Here is a 24,546-nt window from a genome sequence, read left to right as displayed (position 1 = left end):
AACATCACTCTATCTTCCGCCTGTTTCTATGGGCTATATCATGCATGTCGCCAATCCGACAAAAACGTATTTTTAATCTGCCTAAATTCAGCTAAATTTAAGCGCCACAACATATCCTGTTGTGCTTATAGGACTAATACCCTCAATAAGAACATATTCAGGACGTTCAGTTGTGCCTAATAAAGTATGATTTTGCTGTTTTAGACAAAATTTCAAAACTAGCGCCAATCATTATTCTACTTAATTCATTCATCATTGCTTTGAATTGAGGAAATTAAAGGCAATTTTTTCACAATTGTTACAAAGAAAAACATTGCTTACACCAAAGCACATTAATTTGGAGAAGGCTCTCCATATTTATAAAGAATTCTTTTGTTACATTTACCCCATCTAAAGAAATTAAAGAGTCCAAACACGATTGGACATGGAGTTAACCATGAAAATGAATACACTTTTACTTAGTAGTGCTTTAGCACTCACTTCAGTATTTACGGTTAGCGCCCACGCTGACAACACCACTCGCGTTGCTGCTGCTAGTGCACTCGGTAGCGTTGCAGGTACTGCAATTGGTAAAAATATGGGCGGCAATACTGGTGCGACCATTGGTGCTGCATTAGGTGGTGCTGGTGGTGCAGCTGTAGCCAGTGATCGTCGTAATCGTACAGATTCTGCGATTGGCGGTGCAATTGGTGGCGGTGCTGGTTATACCGTAGGTAAAAGCATGGGGGGTACAAATGGCGGTTATGTTGGTTCTGCCCTTGGTGCTGCAGGTGGTGCGGCTTTAGGGAATAAAATCTCTAAAGACAAAAATTACAATAACAGTAGCCGTAAATACAAAAAACATCGTCGTCATCGTTAATTCGGCACATCTAAATTTAAAACCCGCTCAATGTCAGACATTAAGCGGTTTTTTATTATAAAAAACTATACGCTAAAAAATGGAGCATCATGTCTAAAGAAGACTCTTTTATTCTAAATACCCCTATTCATATCGTCTTCAAGTATCAACAAAACAGCAATAATATTAAGCAACCTCACTAATCCAATGAGGCATCTCCACAAGTAAATCAGAAACTGTATATGCGTTTCCTACTTGACTAAAGCCATGGTCAGCATAATAGAAACTTGATGCTTTATTTTTCCCTGTATCATTGTACAAAGCCTCTTTTACCACATCATTTTTAGCAATATATGCCAATAAAGCTGTTTCAACACCCAAACCAAAAACACGGCAAGACATTACAACTTGAGAAATTGTGCCTTCTTCTACCAAAGCAACAGCAACAATACCGTTATTACTGAATTTATCTTCTACTTGAGCAGTATAAATTTTTAATTTTTTGCTATCTAATAACTGAATAATCTCTGACTCAGTCCACCGCTTTCCAGTTGTATTAAACTGATTCGTTTTATTAATAAGTTCAAATGCTCTGATAAAGTTGGCATTCTGTTGATCCAAAATGATATCAAAATTAACTTTAAGCTCTAAAGAGAGTAAGAACTCTTCACGATTCATTGTTTTTTCAGAGTGATCTCTCTGAATTTTAGCCTGAATCAACTCAGTTCTCGCAGCAGATTCATTTGTAATATGCAAAGTTTGCATTTCTGGTGCGTATAAAATTTTATTTTTCCAAATCTGAGGCTCCCCACTTAATGTATTTATTGTTGGAAAAACACTCAACACCTCTTCGATTTCACGCGGATTATCATCAATAAATAAAACATTTTCAGGGAGAAGATTAGTCTCTTCTAATATTTCTGCAATATTCTTAGATTTTGGATCCCAATTAATTTTAAGTGCACAAAAATCTTGTACTTTAATCGTGTTTTGCCAAATATGATCAAACCGACCTACAGTTTCATCATGATTATTTTTACTTGAGATTGCTAAAAGTCCACCACGTCGTTTGAATTCTAATAAGGCTTCTACATAACCCAGTGGCCAACCCTCAGTTAATTCATGAGCTATAATCGTTTCAAACTCAGCAGCAACGCCTCTCCATAAAGTATTATCCAAATCTGTAATAATTAATTTTATGGTAGAAAGATTTTTAATACGAATCAACATATTATCTAATCTTTCAAAAATAGAACCAATCATTAAATGAGTATCTTCACCATCATTAAGTCCACTATGTGAAAGATGACTCTGTACACTATCAACTATTAGACTGTCGCCAACAAAATTCAAAAGGTCATTTATTTCAAAATAATAGACATTACTTTCTTTTGATAAAATATCCTCTAAATAATCATTTATATCACGAACAAATCTATAAAGAGATCTAGAGCGGTTTATTAAAAAATCCCCCTGAGCTTTTAAAGGAGGTTCTATAAATGAAAGAAAAAATATCGGCCCATCATATTTGAGCTCATTTTTGATTTGATCTATTTTAGCCCCAATATATTTTTTGAACTGCTCCAAATATTGATCATAATTTTTAGCAAATTGATGATCACTATGTACATGAAGCACATCACCAGCTACAGAGCCACCTAAAATATCCCATAAAAAATGCCGTAATGTGAGATGTACAATTACTGCATCTAACTGATTCGTTTCAACTCTAGGAACTGGATCATAGTGAAGTGACCCCATTAAATAATGAGAAATATTTCTACCAGCAAGATTTCCATAATTTGTTATTTTTTCTGAAACACATGTTCCCAACAATGCGATATTTTTAAACTGAATATTATTTTTAAGAAGCTTATTAGTAAAAAAAGCTCCCTTATTTCGTATATTTAATTGCGCATTTCTATTCGCATTTAATTTTTCTTCACTACTCATCATTGATGCAATAATCTGATTTGTCACAGATATACGATCAGACGCATTCAATATCATTTCAGTATATTGTTTTTTTCCTGAATCATCAGGCTTCCTGTTTAAACATGTTTCATATAATGTTTCTACAAGCTGAATTACTGTTTCATAATTTAAGTTTTCTTTGGCATTCATATCTTATGTCTTTCTTTTATAAAATTATATTTTTGAAATCTGTTACAACTAAATTATAGAAAAAAAAAACAAAAAAACAACATCTCTATTTCCCAAGCTAAACGCGGGCTTATGGGAGGCTCATCTTTCTTAAGATTATAATTTTTACACACAATCAAACACCAAAATAAAACCATATAAAACAATGTTTTGTGAATATTTAATTAATTATGAAGCAATTAAAGATCTAAAATTACAAAGCATTAACCAAATAATACTACTGAGCAATATTAGCCTTCACTATTTTTTCCATCTTTTTTCTTACATTTAACTCAAGACGAAATTGTGATGCTCTTAGGAGTTTAAAATGAAAATCAAAACCGTATTCTTTAGTGCCGTATTTGCTGCTTCAGCAATGACTATGACTGCCGCAAATGCAGGCAATGCCACAAATACAGCCCTTACTTCAGCACTTGGTGGTGTTGTAGGTGCAGCCATTGGTAATCAAATGGGTGGCCAAACTGGCGCTATGATTGGTTCTGCAATTGGTGGTGGCGCAGGTGCTGCAGCAGCCTCAAATAAACGTGATCGTAATGGTGCAATTATTGGTGGTGCACTTGGCGGTGCTGGCGGTTATACCGTTGGTAAAAATATGGGTGGCACAAATGGTGGATATATTGGTGCTGCAGCGGGCTCTGCTGGTGGTGCTGCTTTAGGCCAAAAAGTTAGCCAAGACCGTCGTTATGATGATAGATACAACAATCGTTATGACAGCCGTTATGATGACCGTTATGACAATCGTGGCTACCGCAATTCTAAATACCGCTACAACAACTCAGCCTATCGCCATGACAACGGCCGTCACCTAGGTTGGTACAAACAAGACCGTCGCTAAGTAGGATAGCCTCTTAGGCTAGCGCTCAATATTAAGCACCTTCGGGTGCTTTTTTAATGTCCAAGCAAAACATCTAAACTCCTATATCAATCATCATTTTAGAAGAACGAATATATATACGATACAACAGGAATACCTATTAAAGGTGGAATACAGCCCAGACCCGAACACATTTATAATCATGCTTATATAGATTGTGCTGAATGCGATTAATATCGAAATTTATCGATATACATGCAAACCTTTATATCGTATTATATCGATATAAAGAATACGAGGCCAGTTATGCGCAACTTAAATGAAATTAAATTTTCAATATTAGAACTTGCACCTGTTCGTGAAAACAAAACGATTGCAGATGCCTTACATCATGCTTTGGAACTGGCACAACATGCAGAAAAGCTGGGTTTCGAACGCCTTTGGGTAGCAGAACATCACAATATGGCAGGTATTGCAAGCTCTGCAACATCGGTGCTTTTAGGCTATTTACTGGCAAATACACAACAAATCAAATTGGGTTCAGGCGGAATAATGCTTCCTAACCATGCACCATTAGTAGTGGCTGAACAATTTGGCACATTAGCAACCTTATATCCTAACCGTATTGAGCTAGGTTTAGGTCGTGCACCTGGTACAGACCAAAATACAATGCGTGCCTTACGTCGCGGACAGCAAGAAACCGAGGATCAATTCCCTCGTGATGTCACAGAAATTTTGCAATATTTTAAAGACCCTATGCCAAACCAGCGGATTATTGCAACGCCTGGCCAAAGTACACACGTTCCCGTTTGGCTGTTGGGTTCAAGCTTATTCAGCGCACAGCTGGCAGCACAGCTTGGCCTACCCTATTCATTTGCCTCGCACTTTGCACCCCGTATGTTAGGCCAAGCCATTCAAATTTATCGCGACAATTTCCAAGCTTCGGAATACCTTGAGCGCCCTTATGTCTCTATGGGGGTTCCTGTTGTTGTGGCTGAAACCGATGCTGAAGCTGAATTCTTAGCAACTACACCATACCAACGCATTTTAAATATGTTTCGCAACCAACGTGGCAAACTTCCAGCACCAATCCCAAGCATGGAAGGCATTTGGTCTACGTCCGAAAAAATGTCGGTTGAAAGTTTTTATGCCATAGCTCAAATTGGATCGAATTCCACAGTAAAAGCAGGCTTAGAAGCATTAGCACAACGCTATGATGTCGATGAATTTATTTTTACTTGTGATATTTATGACACACAGAAACGCTTAGACAGTTTTGAACGCTTGATGAGCATTCGTAACCAACTTTAAAATATTTGGACCTGCAAATAGCATTCATATTCTTTCCATATCGACTTCTTATCTCTGTAATGAAAGTTGCTATTTGCAAAGCCCCCCAATCTTCGACAATTCATAATTCTGCGAATCTCCCACAAATTCACATAATCTTTTGATGATTACAGCATTATTTTCGGGATGACTGTCCAGATTACATTCCGTATTTTACCTCTGTGCGAAAGTTCGCTATCTATATTCCTATAAATACACCCGAAAACAATTATTATTGGAACACCACTTATGAGCAAACAACAGCCCGATGGCACGCATCAGGCCTTTCAAAATATATATACTGATTTTAAAGAATTTAAAGGCATACTTCTTTCTTCAAAAGATATTAAAAATTTTGACTTTAACCATAAAAATGTCGCAGTAATTGGTATCGACCAAGACACGGCTACGCAACTGAACCACATCAGTCAACATGCACAGCAAGTTGCTGTATTTCAAATACAACCCCACTTTGTTTTACCCAAAACAGAACGTTTTATACATAAACTGATTGAACACCCTTTGGTGATTAAAAATCGACGCTTATTTAACAACCGCATTAAAAGCCTTTTAGCGCTACGTTTTTTAGAAGAGCAAGTTAAAGATACATGGCTTAAGCATTTGCTCATGCCAAATACAGCCATTCAAAATAAGACTTTTTTAAAGTCAGATAGTTATTATTTGGCTTTACAACGTCCCAACTGCACCTTAGTGACATGGCCAATTATGAAAGTGCATAGTCATGAAATTCAGGCGATTAATGATCATCTTTATCCATGTGATGTCATCATTCACCATGTAAAAGCACCATAATTCATCCATTTTTAAATGAGCTTATGCTGGTTTCGTATAGGCTCACGAATTTAATTTGGTTGTTTTGTGATCAATTGGTTCATTTTTTTGTGCTTATAAAAGTGCTATCAAAGCAAATTAGTACATAAAACTATCTGAAAAATAAGCTACATTGTTGGGTCGAATCAAAGCATTTTCATCCGTATTTAGCACATAGAAATCGCACTACTTTTGTCTAAATTTGGTAAATAAAAACATCATGATTATTTAGATGGTTAAAATATTTTATTTAATTTTTCTAATAAAATTTGCTCAATTTTTAGTTTTTTATTTCCATTCAAAATAAGCGCTTTCTCTAATCTACTCTTTCAAGAGGTTATTTTTATAAAAAATGACATTATAGATGGCATTTATTTTATACATACTGATATTAAATTCTTATCAATCCATATTTCATATTTATAAAAAATGAGCCACTTAGGCGTGGCTCATTTGAGTGTTAACCGATTCGACGCTTCAAACCTGTCATCTGTAATACACGTGTTGAGATTTCTTCAATCGACATTTCCGACACATTTAAATACTTAATGCCTTCTGAAATATAAATCCCCTCAATTGCACGCAACTCCATTTGACACTGGTTATAACTTGCATAACGGCTATTTGCTTTACGCTCCGAACGAATCGCTACAAGACGTTCTGCATCAATCATCAAGCCAAATAGCTTATTTTTATGGGGACGAAGCACTGCAGGCAGACGATTATCATCCAAATCCTCTTCAGTTAAAGGATAGTTCGCAACACGAATTCCAAACTGCAAAGATAGGTAAATTGACGTCGGTGTTTTACCCGAACGTGATACCCCAATCAAAATCAAATCAGCTTTATCATAATGGCGTGTACGTGCACCATCATCATTATCTAGAGCAAAATGTACCGCATCAATACGGGCCTTATATGACTCAGAATCAGTCACTGCATGAGTTTGTCCGACTAAAGTCGTAGGCGATGTGCCTAATTCATCAGACAACTTACTAATAAGCCCTTCAAATACATCAAGATTTATTGCATCAGCTGTATTAATAATATCACGTACATAAGGGTCAACTAAGGTATCAAACACCAAAGGCTTTTGACCGTCTTTTTGTGAGCGTTGATTGATCTCAGCTACGACGTTTGTAGCTGCCTCTTCAGAGGTAATATAAGGGATGATATGAATGTCAAAATCTACATGCGGAAACTGCGCCAGCAAAGAGTGTCCGAGGGTTTCAGCGGTAATGGCCGTACCATCAGAAATAAAAAAAACACTGCGCTGAATTTGTTTACCTTCTGACATTAAAATTCTCCTCAAATATTTGTCTAAGTGCTATATAATCTTTATAGTAAACCATCTTACATGACTGTCACTTAGTAAATCCAAAATGCTAAGTAATTTGTTATAATTTCATGCCAAGATAGTGATTAATACTGCAAAAGTGGAGTAACAACTTTGGAAGCGCGCGTAATTGGTCTAGAAAAATTAGGGAAACATGACGTTGAACTAGTAGGTGGGAAAAACTCATCTCTCGGTGAAATGATCAGCCATCTATCAAATGCTGGTGTATCTGTCCCGGGTGGTTTTGCGACAACAGCACAAGCTTATCGTGAATTCCTTGAGCAAAGTGGCCTAAACGCTAAAATTAACGCAGAGCTCGCAGCACTCAATGTTGATGACGTGATTGCTCTCGCTGAAACAGGCGCTAAAATTCGCCAATGGATTGTTGACACTCCGCTTACAGCAGAGCTTGAAAAAGAAATCCGCACAGCATTCGAAGCACTTTCAAACGGCAACCCTGACATCGCGGTTGCCGTTCGTTCATCTGCAACTGCAGAAGACTTACCAGATGCGTCATTTGCTGGCCAACAAGAAACTTTCTTAAACATTCGCGGTATCGATAACATTCTGATCGCGATTAAAGAAGTTTTTGCTTCACTTTATAACGACCGCGCAATTTCTTACCGCGTACACCAAAACTTTGCACACGATGTTGTTGCATTGTCTGCTGGTATCCAGCGTATGGTTCGCTCTGAAACTGGTGCTGCTGGTGTAATGTTTACACTAGATACAGAGTCAGGCTTCCGTGATGCAGTATTCATTACAGCATCTTATGGCTTGGGTGAAATGGTTGTACAAGGCGCAGTTAACCCTGACGAATTCTACGTATCAAAACCGCTTCTAAATGCAGGTAAACACGCGATTCTTCGTCGTAACCTTGGCTCTAAACACCAAAAAATGATTTACGGTGAAGAAGGCGCTGCAGGTAAATCTGTTGTTGTTGTTGATGTAGACAAAGCTGAACGTCAACAATTCGCATTGAACGATCACGAATTACAAGAACTTGCTAAACAAGCCTTGATCATTGAAAACCACTATGGTTCTCCAATGGACATCGAATGGGCTAAAGATGGCGATGACGGTTTAATTTATATCGTTCAAGCACGTCCAGAAACTGTAAAAAGCCGTGAAAATGTCGGTACTATGGAACGTTACCTTTTAAAACAAAAAGGTACTGTAGTATGTGAAGGTCGTTCAATTGGTCAACGTATCGGTTCTGGTAAAGTTCGTATCGTGACTTCAATTAAAGAAATGGACAAAGTTCAAGACGGCGACGTACTTGTATCAGACATGACTGACCCAGATTGGGAACCAGTAATGAAACGTGCTGCTGCAATCGTAACAAACCGTGGTGGCCGTACTTGCCACGCTGCAATCATTGCACGTGAATTAGGTGTTCCAGCAATTGTTGGTTGTGGTAATGCAACTGAAGTACTTGTAGACGGTCAAGAAGTGACTGTTTCATGTGCTGAAGGTGACACTGGCTTCATCTACGAAGGTTCTTTAGATTTTGAAGTTCAGCGTAACTCTATCGAATCTATGCCTGCTCTTCCGTTCAAAGTAATGATGAACGTAGGTAACCCAGACCGCGCATTTGACTTCGCTCAAATTCCAAACGAAGGTATTGGTCTTGCACGTTTAGAGTTCATCATCAACCGTATGATTGGTGTTCACCCTAAAGCATTGCTTAATATTGACAGCCTTCCACGTGAAACGCGTGCTGCAGTTATGGCGCGTACTGCTGGTTATGCATCTCCGATCGAATTCTATGTTGAAAAACTCGTTGAAGGTATTTCTACACTTGCAGCTGCTTTCGCTGACAAACCAGTGATCGTGCGTATGTCTGACTTTAAGTCAAACGAATACGCAAACTTGATCGGTGGTAAGTTATACGAACCTGAAGAAGAAAACCCAATGTTGGGCTTCCGTGGTGCAAGCCGTTATGTATCTGACAACTTCCGTGACTGCTTCGAATTAGAATGCCGTGCATTGAAGAAAGTTCGTGACGAAATGGGCTTAACAAACATTCAAATCATGATTCCATTCGTTCGTACTGTAAACGAAGCGAAACGTGTAATTGAATTACTTGCTCTAAATGGTCTTAAGCGCGGTGAAAACGGCCTTAAAGTGATCATGATGTGTGAATTGCCAACCAACGCATTGTTAGCAGACCAATTCCTTGAACACTTCGATGGTTTCTCTATCGGTTCAAACGACTTAACTCAGCTTACACTTGGTTTAGACCGTGACTCAGGTATTGTTTCTCATTTATTTGACGAACGTGATGCAGCTGTAAAAGTTTTACTTTCTATGGCAATCCAAGCATGTCGTAAAGCTGGCAAATACGTAGGTATTTGTGGTCAAGGTCCTTCGGATCACCCAGACCTTGCTTTATGGTTAATGGAACAAGGTATTGAATCTGTTTCATTGAACCCAGACTCAGTATTAGACACTTGGTTCTTCTTATCAGAAGAAAAAGCTCAACAAGCTTAAAAATCTGTGTTAAAAAAAGACCCACATTTGGGTCTTTTTTTTCACCTATACTTTTTATATACGTTTTGAGATTGTATTTTTATGCAGATTTACTTGGCACGAAATAATCAACAAGCTGGACCATACACTTTAGAGCAACTTAATCAAATGCTCTCAAGCCAACAAGTTTTACTGACAGATTTGGCTTGGCACCAAGGTATGACCGAATGGAAGGCTTTAGGTGAACTCACTCAAGGACAACTTACATACCAACCTGCAGGTTACACCCCCCCAACACCTGCACCTACACCATTCCAACAACCTGTTGCCACGGCACAAAAAAGCACAAATGTTGCATCGCAAACACTTGCCTCTATTCCAAGTCGCGCATTAGCAAAAATTATTGACCTATTGCTTTGGCTACCTGCAACCTACATTTTGACATCTTTCTTTAGCGCTCAAGAAACTGAAGCATTCAACAAACTGAATGAGCAATTTATTACCGCTGTTATGGATGCAAGTACAAATCCAACGGTCATTCAAAATTTGCAAAATCAAATTTTTGATATGTTTTCACAACAAGCATGGATGGCAATGACAGCATATCTTGTCATCATGCTTATGGTTCAAGCTTACTTTATTACCAAGTCAGGGCAAAGCATTGGTAAAAAAATCACCAAAATTCAAATCGTAGATGCCGAATCAGGTGAACAAGTTTCAACCTTACGTGCATTTACCCTGCGCAGCATCGTATTTATTTTAATCAACTTTATGTTCTTAATGGTGGCTATTGTTGATTATTTATTCGCTTTTGGCGCGAAACGTCAAACTTTACATGATAAATTAGCGAAAACTAAGGTGATTAAGCAGCAAAAATAACATAAATTAAGGGATGAGTTTTCATCCCTTTTTTATTCATTCCTTTGAAATTAAAATAAAATTATTAACAGCATTTATGAATTCCGACTGACAAAATAGGTTTTTAATACAGTCATTTAAACCCGCTTTATGTATAGCTTAGTTTCCAGATATGAGGCATAATGCCCAACAACGTAGCGGTGTCTCATGATTGGGAAGGATTTTCTATGTCTAATAAGAATATTCTCAATCATGCGACACTATAATCGCTATCCCATAATTTAATTAGGGAATGGGACTCTTCACCGAGGTTGTAAAATGAGACAAACAATTTTAGCTGTATTGTCTTTATCTGCGATCGCCGCACTGTTAACAGGTTGCGGTGGTGATATGGTACTTCTAAACTCGAAAGGTCCAGTTGCTCAAGGTCAATCTGACTTGATGATGACTGCGATCTATTTAATGCTTTTAGTGGTGATTCCATCAGCACTTATGGCGTTATGGTTTGGTTGGAAATATCGCGCGTCAAATAAAGATGCAGACTATAAACCAACATGGGCACATTCAACTGCAATTGAAGTTGTAGTATGGGGTGTTCCTATCATTATTATTGGTATTCTTGCGTACTTAACATGGTGGGGTTCCCACAAATATGACCCGTACCGTCCGCTAGAATCAGATAAAGCTCCTTTAACTGTTCAAGTTATCGCTGAACAATTTAAATGGATTTTCATCTATCCAGAGCAAAACATTGCGACTGTTAACGAACTACGCTTCCCAGAGAAAACTCCAGTAAGCCTTCGTTTGACTTCTAACTTCACAATGAACTCATTCTTCATTCCTGCATTGTCTGGTCAGATCTATGCAATGGCAGGTATGCAAACTCACCTGAACTTATTGGCAGACGAAACTAGCCCAGCTGAAGGCTTCCGCGGTTTCTCTTCTAACTACTCAGGTTACGGCTTCTCACAAATGCGCTTCCGTGCTCATTCTGTGACAGATGCTCAGTTTGCTGAATGGGTTGCGGCTGTGAAAGCAGGCAATGGTACTTCAGTAAATCCTGAAGCAGTTCAAAAAACTGTTTTAGACCAAGCTGAATTTGCAACCTTACGTGACGGCAACCGTTCTAAGCATCAAATTGAAATGATGGTTGCACACGCTGAAACTGAAAAGCAAAAAGAAGCAGCAGCTCTAGCTGAAGCAGAAGGTCCTTATCCTACTAAGCCACACCCTGTGACTTATTACTCTTCAGTAGAACCTAAATTGTTCGAATCTGTAATTAACAAATACATGAGCAACTACCACGGTGCTGATCACTCAGCTGCTGGTCATGAAGCAGTAGCTTCTGAAGCTCATGCAAATGCAGATCATGCGACTGCTTCTGTAGGGGAATAAGACATGAGCTTATTAGGTAAGTTAGGCCCGGATTCAATCCCACACGATCCAATCGTGTTGGTGACTGTGGCTATGATGATCCTAGGCGGTATCGCAGTTGTTGCGGGTATCACCTACTTCAAAAAATGGAACTACTTGTGGACTGAATGGTTCACATCTGTAGACCATAAAAAAATTGGTATCATGTATATCTTCGTATCGATTATCATGCTTGTGCGTGGTTTTGCCGATGCGATCATGATGCGTCTTCAGTTGTTCCTTGCAAAAGGTGGCGGCGAAGGTTACTTACACCCAGAACACTATGACCAGATCTTCACTGCCCACGGCGTGATCATGATCTTCTTCGTAGCGATGGGTCTTGTTGTTGGCTTAATGAACGTTTCTGTACCACTTCAAATTGGTGCACGTGACGTAGCCTTCCCATTATTAAACTCTTTAAGCTTCTGGTTATTCGCAGGCGCTGCTGGTTTAATGATGGCATCTCTTGCGATTGGTGAATTCGCTGCAACTGGTTGGATGGCTTACCCTCCACTATCAGGCATTGAATACTCTCCAGGCGTGGGTGTGGACTACTACATCTGGGCACTTCAGATTTCAGGTCTTGGTACTCTTTTAACTGGTGTTAACTTCTTTGTTACCATCATTAAAATGCGTGCTCCTGGCATGAAACTTATGGACATGCCGATTTTCACTTGGACTGCGCTTTGTACTGCGGTACTAATTATCGCTGCATTCCCTGTGTTAACAGCTACAATTGCAATGCTTTCCCTTGACCGTTACTTCGGTTTCCATTTCTTCACCAATGACATGGGCGGTAGTCCAATGTTGTACGTGAACTTGATTTGGACTTGGGGTCACCCAGAAGTTTATATTCTAGTATTACCTGCTTTTGGTATTTACTCAGAAGTTACTTCAACGTTCTCTCGCAAAACACTATTCGGCTACAAGTCAATGGTTTATGCGACTATTGCCATTACCGTTCTTTCATTCGTTGTGTGGGTTCACCACTTCTTTACAATGGGTGCAGGTGCGAACGTAAACGCGTTCTTCGGTATCATGACAATGATCATTGCGATCCCTACTGGTGTGAAAATCTTCTCTTGGTTATTCACCATGTACAAGGGCCGCATCACGTTTACAACTCCAATGTACTGGACACTTGGCTTCCTTGTGACTTTCGGTATCGGCGGTTTAACTGGCGTATTAATGGCAGTTCCACCAGCTGACTTCCTTGTACATAACTCATTGTTCTTGATTGCTCACTTCCATAACGTAATTATCGGTGGTGTAGTATTCGCAATGTTCGCCGGCATCATTTTCTACTGGCCAAAAATGTTTGGTTGGAAATTAAATGAAGCTTGGGGTAAAGCTGCATTCTGGTTCTGGTTCTTCGGTTTCTACTTTGCATTCATGCCACTTTATATCCTTGGTTTCATGGGTATGACTCGTCGTTTGAATACATATGACAACCCTGAATGGGATCCGTACTTAGCGATTGCTTTCTTCGGTTCTGTACTTGTTGCAATCGGTATCTTCTGTTTTGTTATGCAAATTGTTGTTGGTTTCCTTCAACGCAAAGACAATATGGACGTTACTGGTGACCCATGGGATGGCCGCGTTCTTGAATGGGCAACTTCATCTCCTGCTCCGTTCTATAACTTTGCTCACCTTCCAAAGATCAATGGTATTGATACTTTCTGGACTGACAAAGAAAACGGCATCGCGTACGCTAAACCTACTAAATATGAAGACATCCACATGCCGACTAACCGTGCGGCAGGTTTCGTAATTGCAATGTTTATTACAGTTATGGGCTTTGGTTTGATCTGGCACATTTGGTGGTTAGTTGTTGTTACGTTCATTGCTTCAATCATCAGCTTCATTGTTTCTTCATTCACGAAGAAAGTGGACTACTATGTTCCTGCAGCTGAAGTTGAGCGTATTGAAAACGAACGTTACGCAATTCTTGAAAAACACTTGAAGAAGGACTAAGACAATGGCTGAAGTACTTCATCACGATAACCACGGACACGATGAACATCATCACCACGATGATACAGACATCACAGTCTTTGGTTTCTGGTCTTACTTGATGAGTGACTTGATCCTATTCGGTACACTCTTCATTGCGTTTGCTGTTTTAAGCAGTCACGTTCCTGTGGACACTCCAAGTGCAAAAGAATTGTTTGGCGATACTTTAGGTTTCGTTCTAACAGAAACTTTTGCTCTCTTAATCTCTTCTGTAACGTTTGGTTTTGCTGTACTTGCTGCATACAAAAAAGACGTTTCAAAAGTTTTAACTTGGTTAGCAATTACTTGGGTATTTGGTGCTGCCTTCATCGGCATGGAGCTTTATGAGTTCAATCACCTTGTACACGCTGGTCATGGTCCAAGCACAAGTGCGTTCTTATCTGCGTTCTTTACTCTAGTTGGTACGCACGGTATTCACGTAACTTCTGGTTTGGTATGGATGCTTGTGTTGATGTTCCAAATCAAGAAATATGGTTTGACACTTCCAAACACTCGTCGTCTTGCTTGCCTAAGCTTGTTCTGGCACTTCCTTGACATCGTTTGGATCTGTGTATTCAGCGTAGTTTACTTAATGGGAGTTCTATAATGAGTCACGACCATAACTCAGCTGGTGCTGCACACGGCAATACTAAGCAATATACAATTGGCTTCATCCTGTCTGTTGCTTTAACAATCATTCCTTTTGGTATGGTTATGATGGGCGGTTTTAGCCGTGGTTTAGTTGTTGCGACAATTGCAATCACTGCAGTTGCTCAGATTCTTGTACAGTTAGTTTACTTCCTGCACATGAACTCTTCTTCAGAGCAACGCTGGAATGTTATTGCGTTCATCTATACAATTCTTACAGTTGCAATCTTATTGGTTGGTTCTGTATGGATCATGAACTACTTACACTACAACATGATGATCTAAACTGTTCGTCATGCTGAAAAAGTATTTATTCCTGACTAAGCCAGGAATTCTCTTTGGTAACTTCGTTACCACTCTGGGCGGCTTCTTTTTAGCCGCTCAGGGGTCTGTAGATTTCCTCCTCCTTCTTATCACCCTACTTGGTACAACCCTAGTTGTAGCCTCTGGCTGTGTCGTCAATAACGTCATTGATCAAGATATTGATCAAAAGATGGAACGGACGATGAACCGAGCACTCGTTAAAAAAACCATTAGTCCAGCTGTTGCATTGACTTTCTCTGCTGTACTTGGACTTTTAGGCTTTGCCCTACTTTGGTTTTTTGTGAATGCTTATGCTTTTGGCTTTGCTGTACTTGGTTTTGTGGTTTATGTAGTTTTTTATAGTCTTTGGAGCAAACGTACTTCAATTCACCAAACGGTGATTGGCAGTATTTCTGGCGCAAGCCCTCCAGTCATTGGCTACACCGCTGTTTCAAATGAATTTGATGTTGCAGCATTGCTAATCTTTTTAGCGTATGCACTATGGCAAATGCCACATTCATGGGGAATTGCAGTTTATCGTTTTGATGACTATAAAAATGCAGGCATTCCTATTTTACCTGTCGCTCGCTCAATTTTTCGTACTAAGGTCGAAAGCCTGATTTACGTGATTTTGTTTGCTTTGGTACTTAATGGTTTGTATTGCTTTGGCTATACCAATATGTTCTTTTTAATCACTTTTAATGCACTTTGTGCATACTGGGTGTATTTATCAATTATTGGATTTAAAGCCGAAAATGATCAGGTTTGGGCAAAACGCTATTTCTTATATTCAGTGATTTTAATTACTGCTTTAAGTTTTAGTTTTAGTTTTAGCTATTCCTCACCTGCACCGCATTTACCGCTGTTTTAAAAAAGATAGAGTTTTACTCTATCTTTTTTCTTTATACCCCTAAAAAAATTCTTGAGTCTTATTTTCTAATTGATACCATAGCGAGCACAATAATAACCTACCGCTCAATAATGAAATTAATCTCTACAGCTTTTAAAACTTCACTTTTTATTTCTACATTTCCTTTTGCTCTAATGTACAGCACACATGCTTTTTCTGGTGTAGACATCTATTGCGAGACTTCAGCTCAGATTCAAAATAATGAATATACCGCGTGCAATGCCCTTCCTGCGCTTACACCAGCCAATGACAACCAAGTCAACATGCTCTTGTTACTTAGCGACTTAGGCTTAGCCAAATTAAAATTTGCTACCGATACTGAAACCTTATGGTACACATCTTCAAGCACTGTTCCATTCGAAACCAAAGCACTCACAGCATCCGCCGTCAATTTGGCCAAAAATGCGCGACAACCCAACAAAGCACTAGATGGTTCAAATTCAGAATACTGCAACACCATTCTGAACAGCCATCAAGATTTTATTCAGCAGGTTAAAGCAGATAAAAAACTGTCCAGTACAGAGCGTGATTTTCTGATCAAAGTGCGTAGCCAGCTCAAAACTTGCGACGACCACATCAGTTTGATTACAGTAGATCCTCATTGGTCTGTGACTGCACGCCAATTTGCTTCATATCTAAATGGCAGTATCGCCTTCTACAATACTAACTTTTCCACAGCTTCTAAGATTTATTCAGCTTTAACTTCCGCAGATCAACCATGGATTAAAGAAACTGCGCAATACATGCTAATTCGTAGCAATCTCAACGCAACCTATCAAACCGGCTTAGGTGAATATGGAGATTTGGATCAGTCTAAAATTAATCAGCAATTACTCAAAAATACTTATGACAGCATTAGCCAGTATTTAAAACTGTATCCATCGGGCAGATATGCAGCCAGCGCGCGTGGTCTACTGCGTCGCTGTTACTGGATTGGTGGGCAACAGCAGTTATTGGTAAATGAAATCACTTGGCAAATTAACAATCCCAAATCGCCATTTTATAATCTAGAAATGAGTAATTTGGCCTATGAAATTGACCGTCACGTTTTCCAATCCCCATTGTTCAAAGCGCAGTATTTAAAAGATCCTTTCTTGTTAGCCATATATGATTTAATGCGAATGCGCAAACCTGAGTCGGCGGAAGACCGCGTAATAAATTGGAATGAATTAAACAGCCAAAAAACTGTATTTAAAACACAACCAGAACTATTCCAATATTTACAAGCTACGCATTTATTTTATGTGCAAAACAAACCCAATGAAGCCTTGAATTATTTGTCTAACCCTCAGGTTGGCAATTCAAACAGTTACCTAGCTCTGAGTCAAATATTGCTCAAAGGTAGGGTTATGGAAAAAGCCGGACAATCTGCAAATACGCAGCAATACTGGGAAAACTTACAAACCAAAGCAAAAACACCAGAGCAACGCGGACTGTTTGAGCTTATGCTGTATCCATATTATGCCAAGCAACAAAATGCCAGCTTTTTTGCCGGCGAAAACTCAAAAATTAAAGCGCGTTTTCTACAACGTAACTTCATTACCGAACAAGCCAACGAAAACAGCTTAATGCATATTGTGCAGGACAAATCTGCCAGCGAAGATCAAAAAAATCTAGCGCTAAATACGGTGCTAGAAAAATCCTTGATTCATCAAAACTACAGCTTGTTTAATCAAGCCTACACACTACTGCCAAAAAATGCTGCGCAATATGTTTTTAGTGACACCGACTACATATCTTATAAAAAACAGCCTCCACTGGGTAATTTTGTCTGGAAAGGTTCAACCATAAACTCCAAGCTTAGCTGCCCAGATCTTTATAGTCTTACGCAAAAACTGCAAGTTGCACCAAAAGATTTGAGCTTAAAGCTCTGTCTAGGTGAATATATTCGTTCAGATAAAGCTTACCGTTTAAGCAGTATCACAGAAGATGAAAAACAGCGCAGTACCTTGCAAGGGCCAATCTTCGCACGCGGTCAAGTCTATAAGGATATAATCAAATCAACGTCCAATGCCGATTTAAAAGCCTACGCACTGTACCGTGCAATCATGTGTTACTCACCAGGTGGGCTTAATGACTGTCAGGATGCTGACGTGGCTAAATCCGTACGCAAACAATGGTTTGACCAAATTAAGCGTGATTATCCAGAGACCAGCTGGGCTAAATCGCTGAAATACTATTGGTAATTAAAAATGAAAACTTGGCTAACAGCAGTTTGCATTATTTTATGCTACATATTTACGCTGACGGCATGTAAGCCAAGTCAATCTGCTCAGGCAAGTGATTATATCAATGCCAACAGCTACGATTCATTCTGGATTTGGGGCAATATCAAATCTGCCCCCTACCTCAGTCAAGCCAAAGAACTCTATATACTGCAGGGCAATATTTATCTCGAGCAACATACCCAGCAGTCAGTACTTAGCGTACAAGGTATTGCTCCAATGAGCATGCCACATCAAAAAATATGGCTGGTCTACCGCAATCACCATTTAAATTGGAACAACAATGAACTCAATAGCATATTAAAGCGTGTAAAACGCTGGGAAAATATGGGAAGCAATATTGAAGGCATTCAAATTGATTTTGATGCTAAAACCAAGAATCTACACGATTATGCTTTATTTCTGACACTGCTTAGATCTCAGTTGCCTCAAAAATACAAGTTAAGTATTACTGGACTGATGGACTGGAGTAATCTTCAAAACACAAAAACGCTCCAGTTACTCCAAAGCAGTATTGATGAAATTGCAATTCAAACTTATCAAGGCTCCACAACTATTCCGCATTATCGCGCATATTTAAGTAAAATTGCAGCGCTAAACTTGCCCTTTAAAATTGGCTTGGTACAGCATGGCCAATGGGATAAAAGCATTGATTTTAAAAACAATCCTAATTTCAAAGGCTATATTGTTTTTTTGTTGCGTGAAGCGCCTCACTAAAAATATCCAGTCAGATCTGCTCATACATGCATGTCGCATTTCAACACATCTGTACAAACAACAACCCCACTTATGCTAAAACCATAAAAAATACAGGCTTTTTAGCTAAACACCTTGTATTCCAATAGCAAACCCTCTAAAATCTGTGCCTCGCAGACACTGCGACATAACTATTTTATAGTAGTTATGCCTCCTTGCTTCTAACAATTACGTTAGGGGCTGTCTAAACCGTAAGGAGCTGACAATGCGTCATTACGAAATCGTACTTTTAGTACACCCAGATCAAAGCGATCAAGTTGTGGGTATGGTTGAACGCTATATCTCACAAATCAAAGAAGCTGAAGGTCAAATCCACCGTCTTGAAGACTGGGGCCGTCGTCAATTGGCTTACCCAATCAACAAGATCCACAAAGCTCACTACATTCTTATGAATGTTGAGTGTGGTCAAGCTACTCTTGATGAGCTTGAAGAATTGTTCCGTTACAACGATGCAATTATTCGTAGCCTTATCATCCGTCGTGAAAACGCTATCACTGAAGAGTCACTATTGGCTAAGAGTGCTGAAGAAAAACGTGCGCGTAAAGCTCAACGTGAAGAAGCACAACAAGCTCAAGACTCTGCTGAAGCATAAGGAGAACACTAAATGGCACGTTTTTACCGTCGTCGCAAGTTCTGCCGCTTTACAGCTGAGAACGTTACGTACATCGACTACAAAGATATCGACACTTTAAAACAGTACATCACTGAAAACGGCAAGATTGTTCCTAGCCGTATTACAGGTACTAAAGCTCGTTACCAACGTCAATTAGCGTTAGCTATTAAACAAGCGCGTTACTTGTCTTTGATCCCTTACACTGACAATCATAAGTGAGGTTGAGCTGTGGATATTATCTTACTACAACGCATTAAAAACCTAGGTAAACTAGGTGACAAAGTTTCAGTTAAAGCTGGTTACGGCCGTAACTTCCTTATCCCACAAGGTAAGGCTGTTGCTGCAACAGAAGCTAACACTGCTGCTTTTGAAGCTCGTCGTGCAGAACTTGAGAAAGAAGAAGCTGAAATTTTAGCTGCTGCTCAAGCTCGTGCTGACCAATTGAACGAAGTTAACATCGTTATCACTGCTAAAGCTGGTGACGAAGGTAAACTATTCGGTTCAATCGGTACTCGTGACATCGCTGACGCGTTAACTAACGCTGGTCTAGTGGTAGATCGTTCAGAAGTACGTTTGCCAAATGGCGCGCTTCGCCACACTGGTGAATTCAACATCGCAATCCAATTGCACCATGATGTTGTTGCAGAAGTTCTTGTTACTATCGTAGCAGAGTAATTTCGCACCAAAAAAAAAGAGCATGCATTTGCATGCTCTTTTTTTATCTGTACATTTTGTTATAGTCTTAACAAAACTATTCACACAAATATTCATATACAGATACACCTCAATATAAGATGAACCCTCAGTATAGATGATCGTATTTCTATGGTAGAAAGCGTATGATCTACTGCTATATACCCTATTTATCTGCTATAAATATTTAAGCCCAAGTATTGACTGTTAAACGGAATATCTATGTCTCAGGCCAATGCCGATACGAAACAAAAATCAGCTCCTACACCTACATCAGAGTCAGGACAACTTAAAGAATTTCGTACGCCTCCACATAATCTTGCCATTGAACAAGCTGTGCTTGCAGCCCTCATGACTGTGGCTGAATCATTTGAACAAGTGGGTGATACGCTCGTTGAAAATGACTTCTATGCAACACGTCATAAATATATTTTTCGCGCCATTGATCAGCTTTCCAAAGACAGTTCACCTTATGATGCCGTTTTAGTGCATGACTGGCTGACTAAGCAAAACCTATTGGATGCAGTGGGTGGCGAGGAATATTTAATGCAATTGATGGCTGACTCACCATCAAGTTTCTACAACTTAGAAACCTATGCATCTAAAATTAAAGAATTTTCAACTTTAAGAAATATGATTAAAGTGAGTTCTGAAATTTTACAAAATGCCTATGACACCAAAGGTCGTACAGTCAGTGAAATTTTAGATCTTGCAGAAACCAATATTTTCTCGATTGCAGAACAGCACAATAACAACGCGAAAGCTCAAGGCCCTAAAGCAATTAATACTGTCGTTGCAGACGTTTTTGACAAATTAAATGAATTGTCACAAATGGAAGGAAACATTACAGGCTTAACAACAGGATTCTTAGAGCTCGACAATAAAACCTCTGGTATGCAAGCCGGCGATCTAATTATTGTCGCGGCCCGCCCTTCTATGGGTAAAACCACTTTTGCCATGAATTTGGTTGAAAGTGTGCTCTTTAATAATGACTTGCCAGCTTTGGTTTATTCAATGGAGATGCCTGCCGACTCTATCGCAATGCGTTTAATTTCGTCTTACGGTAAGGTACATCAAGGGCATTTACGTTCGGGTAAATTAGATGGTGATGAATGGTCTAAAGTGACTGGTACCATCTTACAGTTACAAGAAAAGAAACTGTATATTGATGACTCATCTGCACTTCCTCCAACAGAGGTACGTGCACGTGCGCGTCGTATTGCCAAACAGCATGGTGGTAAGCTCGGCTGTATTATGGTCGATTACTTACAGCTGATGAAAGTTCCAGGCATGGGTGATAACCGTGTGGGTGAGATTTCGGAAATCTCTCGAAGCTTAAAAGCTTTGGCAAAAGAAATGATGTGCCCTGTAATTGCCCTTTCACAGCTCAACCGCTCACTGGAAAACCGCCCAAATAAACGACCTGTGATGTCAGATTTGCGTGAATCTGGTGCGATCGAGCAGGATGCCGACTTAATCATGTTTATTTATCGTGATGAGGTTTATAACAAAGAATCTAAAGAAGCTGGTACGGCGGAAATTATCATCGGTAAACAGCGTAATGGTCCAATTGGTACTGTTCGTCTTGCCTTTGAAGGTCAATATACGCGTTTTAGTAATTTATCGCCTGAGTTCTATGCACAATATGACGATGAAGAATAATCAATAGAAGCAGGCTTAGGCCTGCTTTTTTATATGTATATTTTTTAACTTTTTGTTCAAATAATTACTTTAAAAAAACCAATTTAAATACTTGATCTGCACAGTATTTCCAATCAAATTTACTCGCATCATTTTGCTTAAAATTCACTAAAATAGTGCATCAAGAACGTCTTTGGCCTGCGCTTTAAACTAAATTAGCGTAAACTTACAGGCCAAATATATTTTATGGCTTCACTCGCTTAGCATAATCAATCTATAGCGAGCAAACCAATCCTAAGGAGTTATTAGGGTGCGCCAAGCAACTGTCTATATTGATCAATCTGCACTTCAATATAATTTAAACCGCGTCAAACAACTTGCCCCAACTGCGAAAATTGTCAGCATGGTGAAAGCCAATGCTTACGGACACGGTGTAAAAGACTGCTTAGCAGCCTTAACAGAAACCGATGCCTTCGGTGTTGCCTGCCTAGAAGAAGCTTTAGAAATTCGTGAATTCGGTTATCTACAACCGATTACGTTGATTGAAGGTATTTTCAGCGCGGATGAAATGACTGCCGTGTTAGCGCACAATATCGAAGTTGTTGTGCACCATCAACCACAGTTGGAATGGCTACTGGCAAACAAAGATGCATACATTGCAAAAAACCTAAAAGTTTGGGTCAAACTCAACAGTGGGATGAATCGTTTAGGCTTTAAAGTGCCTGAAATCATTGAGGTCATTAACTCACTCAAAGCTGAAGGTTTTACTTGCGTACTTGCTATGCATTTTGCCAATGCAGATGCAGACAATCATCCATTAAATGAGCAACAGCGTGACCAATTCCTGCACGTAAAACAAGCTTGTGCGCCTATTTTAGGCTCTTGCTGTAACTCAGCTGCTATTTTTAAATGGCCTGAATTAAACTTTGATTTTGTCCGCCCTGGCATCATGCTTTATGGTGCAACACCTTTTGCCGACAAAACAGTTCATGAGCTTGACCTTAAACCGGTCATGACGTTTACAGCGGATATTATCGCTTTAAATACTATTCAAGCCGGTGAATCAGTAGGCTATGGTTCAACTTTTGTGGCTGAACAAACCATGCAGTTAGCTATTGTCTCTATTGGTTATGGTGATGGTTATCCACGCGCCTTCCCAAAACAAAACTACGTCCATGTTAATGGTCAAGCAAGCCGTGTGATTGGCCGTGTTGCAATGGATATGATTGCGATTGATGTGACTGGCTTAAATGCACCAATTGGCACGACCGTAGAGCTTTGGGGCAAAGACCGTCTAGTAGATGATGTCGCAGAAGCCAATGGTACGATTGGCTATGAATTACTTTGCCGTATGAGTGCGCGCCCAATCCGTAAAACGGTTTAAAAAGATAGAAAATCTATTTTTAGATCATTTCCACAAAAAGCCCAAGTCAATCTTGGGCTTTTTGATTTAAGCAGCTTCATCAGGCTGTGCATCATACAAATGCACCAAAAAGGCTTCCACTTGATCAGCATTCAAAGCAAATGGCCTAAATTTTTCCTGCCCTTGTTCATTCAAATACTGTAGCGCATGACTATTCCTACTCACATACTTCATCGACCAGTCTGCAAAATGTGCTTGATCAATGCTCTTAAATCCATAGATCATAATCTCACGATGTCGAGAATCTTTGCTTAGCTTTTCTACCAGCAGTTCAAGTATTAGCTCGTTACCTTCCAAACACTGAAAAAAGTGGCCATCTGCATAATACAGCACACCTGTAATTGCATGACGATGGTTAAAATCTCGCGCTTCACTCAGTATGTTTCTTAAATCTTCCAGCAATGTCACTGGAGAAGATGTTGAACAGCTGGCATAGCAAAGTTGCTTCATCATCGAACTGCCCTCATCTTTTTTAGCCCCTAAAAAATAAAAACTGCATTGGAATCTTATCGTTCCAATACAGTTTTAACATAGCATTCTTCAACGGATCAATTAATTAAAATAATCTTCTGTGGGCTTTGCTAGGCCAACTAAACCATTGCGTAATACATCAGACCAACCTTTACTAATCATTGTAAAATATGGGTCTTCTTCATAAATTCGCTTTCCATTAGGAATGACAAGACTATCTTTTTTATAAATAAGTGCATCCAATGGCAAACCCACAGACACATTAGAACGAATGGTCGAATCAAATGAAATTAGGCTACAACGCATCGCTTCATCTAAAGGCATGTCATAACGTAATGCACGGTCTAAAATAGGCTTACCATACTTACTTTCACCAATTTGGAAATATGGTGTATCCGAAGTTGCACTGATAAAATTTCCCTGCGGATAAATATTATACAATTGCATATCAGCACGACCAATTTGCCCACCGACCAACAAACTACAAAAGTAATTACTTTGCTCAACTGTATCTGAAGTGACATCTGCAATGACTTTTCTTAAGGTATGCCCAACCAATTCAGCAACCTCAAACATCGTATTTAAGCTATACAAATTAGGCTCTATTTTCAGCTCCAACTGATTTTGTAGATGACCAATCACGGCTTGCGTTGTGGCTAAATTGCCTGAGGTTTGTATCACAATGAAGCGCTCGTTGCTTACACCAAAGGTATATAATTTGCGAAATACAGAAATATGATCTACGCCCGCATTAGTACGCGTATCACTAATAAACACCATGCCATCCTGTAAGCGCATCGCACAACAATAAGTCATT

22 protein-coding genes are annotated in these 24,546 nt (G+C 39.3%); 18 read left to right on the top strand and 4 right to left on the bottom strand.

Features of this window, described 5'->3' with window-relative positions; all coding sequences use genetic code 11:
- Window positions 1-436: 436 nt before the first annotated feature.
- On the top strand, window positions 437-859 hold the full coding sequence (locus C9E88_RS07160; RefSeq protein WP_106984931.1) for a glycine zipper domain-containing protein: 423 nt from the start codon (window positions 437-439) through the stop codon (window positions 857-859).
- Window positions 860-1,024: 165 nt separating this feature from the next.
- On the opposite strand, the gene C9E88_RS07155 is transcribed toward C9E88_RS07160, so the two are convergent.
- Window positions 1,025-2,962, bottom strand: coding sequence for an HAD-IIIC family phosphatase (locus C9E88_RS07155; RefSeq protein ID WP_106984877.1), 1,938 nt, complete (start codon window positions 2,960-2,962; stop codon window positions 1,025-1,027).
- Window positions 2,963-3,308: 346 nt separating this feature from the next.
- Here C9E88_RS07155 and C9E88_RS07150 point away from each other — a divergent pair, with 346 nt between their 5' ends.
- The 3 genes from C9E88_RS07150 to C9E88_RS07140 all read left to right on the top strand — a co-directional run bounded on the left by C9E88_RS07150 (window position 3,309) and on the right by C9E88_RS07140 (window position 5,957).
- Window positions 3,309-3,836, top strand: a complete 528-nt coding sequence (locus tag C9E88_RS07150; RefSeq protein WP_106984878.1) for a hypothetical protein — start codon at window positions 3,309-3,311, stop codon at window positions 3,834-3,836.
- A gap of 285 nt (window positions 3,837-4,121) precedes the next feature.
- Window positions 4,122-5,126 (top strand): LLM class flavin-dependent oxidoreductase, encoded by a 1,005-nt coding sequence (locus tag C9E88_RS07145; protein WP_106984879.1) that lies wholly within the window; start codon window positions 4,122-4,124, stop codon window positions 5,124-5,126.
- 267 nt (window positions 5,127-5,393) lie between these two features.
- On the top strand, window positions 5,394-5,957 hold the full coding sequence (locus C9E88_RS07140; RefSeq protein WP_106984880.1) for an NAD(P)/FAD-dependent oxidoreductase: 564 nt from the start codon (window positions 5,394-5,396) through the stop codon (window positions 5,955-5,957).
- A gap of 478 nt (window positions 5,958-6,435) precedes the next feature.
- Here C9E88_RS07140 and ppsR read toward each other — a convergent pair whose 3' ends face one another.
- Window positions 6,436-7,272: a posphoenolpyruvate synthetase regulatory kinase/phosphorylase PpsR gene (ppsR, locus tag C9E88_RS07135; RefSeq protein ID WP_106984881.1), complete on the bottom strand. Its 837-nt coding sequence runs from the start codon at window positions 7,270-7,272 to the stop codon at window positions 6,436-6,438.
- A gap of 153 nt (window positions 7,273-7,425) precedes the next feature.
- Between ppsR and ppsA the strand changes: the two genes are divergently transcribed.
- The 14 genes from ppsA (at window position 7,426) to alr (ending at window position 23,219) form a co-directional block, all read left to right on the top strand.
- Window positions 7,426-9,804, top strand: a complete 2,379-nt coding sequence (gene ppsA / locus C9E88_RS07130; RefSeq protein ID WP_106984882.1) for a phosphoenolpyruvate synthase — start codon at window positions 7,426-7,428, stop codon at window positions 9,802-9,804.
- An 81-nt stretch (window positions 9,805-9,885) separates the two neighbouring features.
- Window positions 9,886-10,662 (top strand): RDD family protein, encoded by a 777-nt coding sequence (locus C9E88_RS07125; protein ID WP_106984883.1) that lies wholly within the window; start codon window positions 9,886-9,888, stop codon window positions 10,660-10,662.
- 297 nt (window positions 10,663-10,959) lie between these two features.
- Window positions 10,960-12,036 carry a ubiquinol oxidase subunit II gene (gene cyoA, locus C9E88_RS07120; RefSeq protein WP_106984884.1) on the top strand — a complete coding sequence of 359 codons (1,077 nt, stop codon included), beginning with the start codon at window positions 10,960-10,962 and terminating at the stop codon, window positions 12,034-12,036.
- Between the two features lie 3 nt (window positions 12,037-12,039).
- Window positions 12,040-14,028: a cytochrome o ubiquinol oxidase subunit I gene (gene cyoB / locus C9E88_RS07115; RefSeq protein ID WP_106984885.1), complete on the top strand. Its 1,989-nt coding sequence runs from the start codon at window positions 12,040-12,042 to the stop codon at window positions 14,026-14,028.
- 4 nt (window positions 14,029-14,032) lie between these two features.
- Complete coding sequence (gene cyoC / locus C9E88_RS07110) at window positions 14,033-14,653, top strand: cytochrome o ubiquinol oxidase subunit III (protein ID WP_106984886.1); 621 nt, start codon at window positions 14,033-14,035, stop codon at window positions 14,651-14,653.
- Window positions 14,650-14,979: a cytochrome o ubiquinol oxidase subunit IV gene (locus C9E88_RS07105; protein WP_171356355.1), complete on the top strand. Its 330-nt coding sequence runs from the start codon at window positions 14,650-14,652 to the stop codon at window positions 14,977-14,979. The genes cyoC and C9E88_RS07105 overlap by 4 nt, the downstream gene beginning before the upstream one ends.
- A gap of 10 nt (window positions 14,980-14,989) precedes the next feature.
- Window positions 14,990-15,868 (top strand): heme o synthase, encoded by an 879-nt coding sequence (gene cyoE, locus C9E88_RS07100; protein ID WP_106984888.1) that lies wholly within the window; start codon window positions 14,990-14,992, stop codon window positions 15,866-15,868.
- Between the two features lie 110 nt (window positions 15,869-15,978).
- Window positions 15,979-18,093: a PA5441 family protein gene (locus C9E88_RS07095; RefSeq protein ID WP_106984889.1), complete on the top strand. Its 2,115-nt coding sequence runs from the start codon at window positions 15,979-15,981 to the stop codon at window positions 18,091-18,093.
- Window positions 18,094-18,099: 6 nt separating this feature from the next.
- Window positions 18,100-18,849 (top strand): DUF3142 domain-containing protein, encoded by a 750-nt coding sequence (locus C9E88_RS07090; protein WP_106984890.1) that lies wholly within the window; start codon window positions 18,100-18,102, stop codon window positions 18,847-18,849.
- Between the two features lie 244 nt (window positions 18,850-19,093).
- Window positions 19,094-19,480: a 30S ribosomal protein S6 gene (gene rpsF, locus C9E88_RS07085; protein WP_106984891.1), complete on the top strand. Its 387-nt coding sequence runs from the start codon at window positions 19,094-19,096 to the stop codon at window positions 19,478-19,480.
- Window positions 19,481-19,492: 12 nt separating this feature from the next.
- A complete protein-coding gene (gene rpsR, locus C9E88_RS07080; protein ID WP_004278792.1) occupies window positions 19,493-19,720 on the top strand; it encodes a 30S ribosomal protein S18 in 228 nt (75 codons plus the stop codon).
- A gap of 9 nt (window positions 19,721-19,729) precedes the next feature.
- Window positions 19,730-20,176 (top strand): 50S ribosomal protein L9, encoded by a 447-nt coding sequence (gene rplI / locus C9E88_RS07075; RefSeq protein WP_106984892.1) that lies wholly within the window; start codon window positions 19,730-19,732, stop codon window positions 20,174-20,176.
- Between the two features lie 240 nt (window positions 20,177-20,416).
- The gene (dnaB, locus tag C9E88_RS07070; protein ID WP_106984893.1) at window positions 20,417-21,856 is read left to right on the top strand and encodes a replicative DNA helicase; all 1,440 of its coding nucleotides are present in this window, start codon (window positions 20,417-20,419) and stop codon (window positions 21,854-21,856) included.
- Window positions 21,857-22,145: 289 nt separating this feature from the next.
- Window positions 22,146-23,219: an alanine racemase gene (alr, locus tag C9E88_RS07065; RefSeq protein ID WP_106984894.1), complete on the top strand. Its 1,074-nt coding sequence runs from the start codon at window positions 22,146-22,148 to the stop codon at window positions 23,217-23,219.
- A gap of 66 nt (window positions 23,220-23,285) precedes the next feature.
- On the opposite strand, the gene C9E88_RS07060 is transcribed toward alr, so the two are convergent.
- Window positions 23,286-23,711: a BLUF domain-containing protein gene (locus C9E88_RS07060; protein ID WP_227865893.1), complete on the bottom strand. Its 426-nt coding sequence runs from the start codon at window positions 23,709-23,711 to the stop codon at window positions 23,286-23,288.
- A 99-nt stretch (window positions 23,712-23,810) separates the two neighbouring features.
- Window positions 23,811-24,545 (bottom strand): proteasome-type protease, encoded by a 735-nt coding sequence (locus C9E88_RS07055; RefSeq protein WP_106984895.1) that lies wholly within the window; start codon window positions 24,543-24,545, stop codon window positions 23,811-23,813.
- Window position 24,546 lies beyond the last annotated feature (1 nt).

It is taken from the genome of Acinetobacter cumulans, from assembly GCF_003024525.3.
Lineage (GTDB): Bacteria > Pseudomonadota > Gammaproteobacteria > Pseudomonadales > Moraxellaceae > Acinetobacter > Acinetobacter cumulans.
This window is presented reverse-complemented; position numbering and strand designations above follow the sequence as displayed.

Excerpts from the sequence above, each read along its gene's own strand:
- C9E88_RS07095 (WP_106984889.1), top strand. The coding sequence starts at position 15,979 with ATGAAATTAATCTCTACAGCTTTTAAAACTTCACTTTTTATTTCTACA.
- C9E88_RS07140 (WP_106984880.1), top strand. The coding sequence starts at position 5,394 with ATGAGCAAACAACAGCCCGATGGCACGCATCAGGCCTTTCAAAATATA.
- cyoB (WP_106984885.1), top strand. The coding sequence starts at position 12,040 with ATGAGCTTATTAGGTAAGTTAGGCCCGGATTCAATCCCACACGATCCA.
- C9E88_RS07060 (WP_227865893.1), bottom strand. The coding sequence starts at position 23,711 with ATGATGAAGCAACTTTGCTATGCCAGCTGTTCAACATCTTCTCCAGTG.
- C9E88_RS07150 (WP_106984878.1), top strand. The coding sequence starts at position 3,309 with ATGAAAATCAAAACCGTATTCTTTAGTGCCGTATTTGCTGCTTCAGCA.
- C9E88_RS07125 (WP_106984883.1), top strand. The coding sequence starts at position 9,886 with ATGCAGATTTACTTGGCACGAAATAATCAACAAGCTGGACCATACACT.
- C9E88_RS07155 (WP_106984877.1), bottom strand. The coding sequence starts at position 2,962 with ATGAATGCCAAAGAAAACTTAAATTATGAAACAGTAATTCAGCTTGTA.
- dnaB (WP_106984893.1), top strand. The coding sequence starts at position 20,417 with ATGTCTCAGGCCAATGCCGATACGAAACAAAAATCAGCTCCTACACCT.
- C9E88_RS07090 (WP_106984890.1), top strand. The coding sequence starts at position 18,100 with ATGAAAACTTGGCTAACAGCAGTTTGCATTATTTTATGCTACATATTT.
- C9E88_RS07145 (WP_106984879.1), top strand. The coding sequence starts at position 4,122 with ATGCGCAACTTAAATGAAATTAAATTTTCAATATTAGAACTTGCACCT.
- cyoE (WP_106984888.1), top strand. The coding sequence starts at position 14,990 with ATGCTGAAAAAGTATTTATTCCTGACTAAGCCAGGAATTCTCTTTGGT.
- cyoC (WP_106984886.1), top strand. The coding sequence starts at position 14,033 with ATGGCTGAAGTACTTCATCACGATAACCACGGACACGATGAACATCAT.
- C9E88_RS07055 (WP_106984895.1), bottom strand. The coding sequence starts at position 24,545 with ATGACTTATTGTTGTGCGATGCGCTTACAGGATGGCATGGTGTTTATT.
- ppsR (WP_106984881.1), bottom strand. The coding sequence starts at position 7,272 with ATGTCAGAAGGTAAACAAATTCAGCGCAGTGTTTTTTTTATTTCTGAT.
- rpsR (WP_004278792.1), top strand. The coding sequence starts at position 19,493 with ATGGCACGTTTTTACCGTCGTCGCAAGTTCTGCCGCTTTACAGCTGAG.
- cyoA (WP_106984884.1), top strand. The coding sequence starts at position 10,960 with ATGAGACAAACAATTTTAGCTGTATTGTCTTTATCTGCGATCGCCGCA.
- C9E88_RS07160 (WP_106984931.1), top strand. The coding sequence starts at position 437 with ATGAAAATGAATACACTTTTACTTAGTAGTGCTTTAGCACTCACTTCA.
- rpsF (WP_106984891.1), top strand. The coding sequence starts at position 19,094 with ATGCGTCATTACGAAATCGTACTTTTAGTACACCCAGATCAAAGCGAT.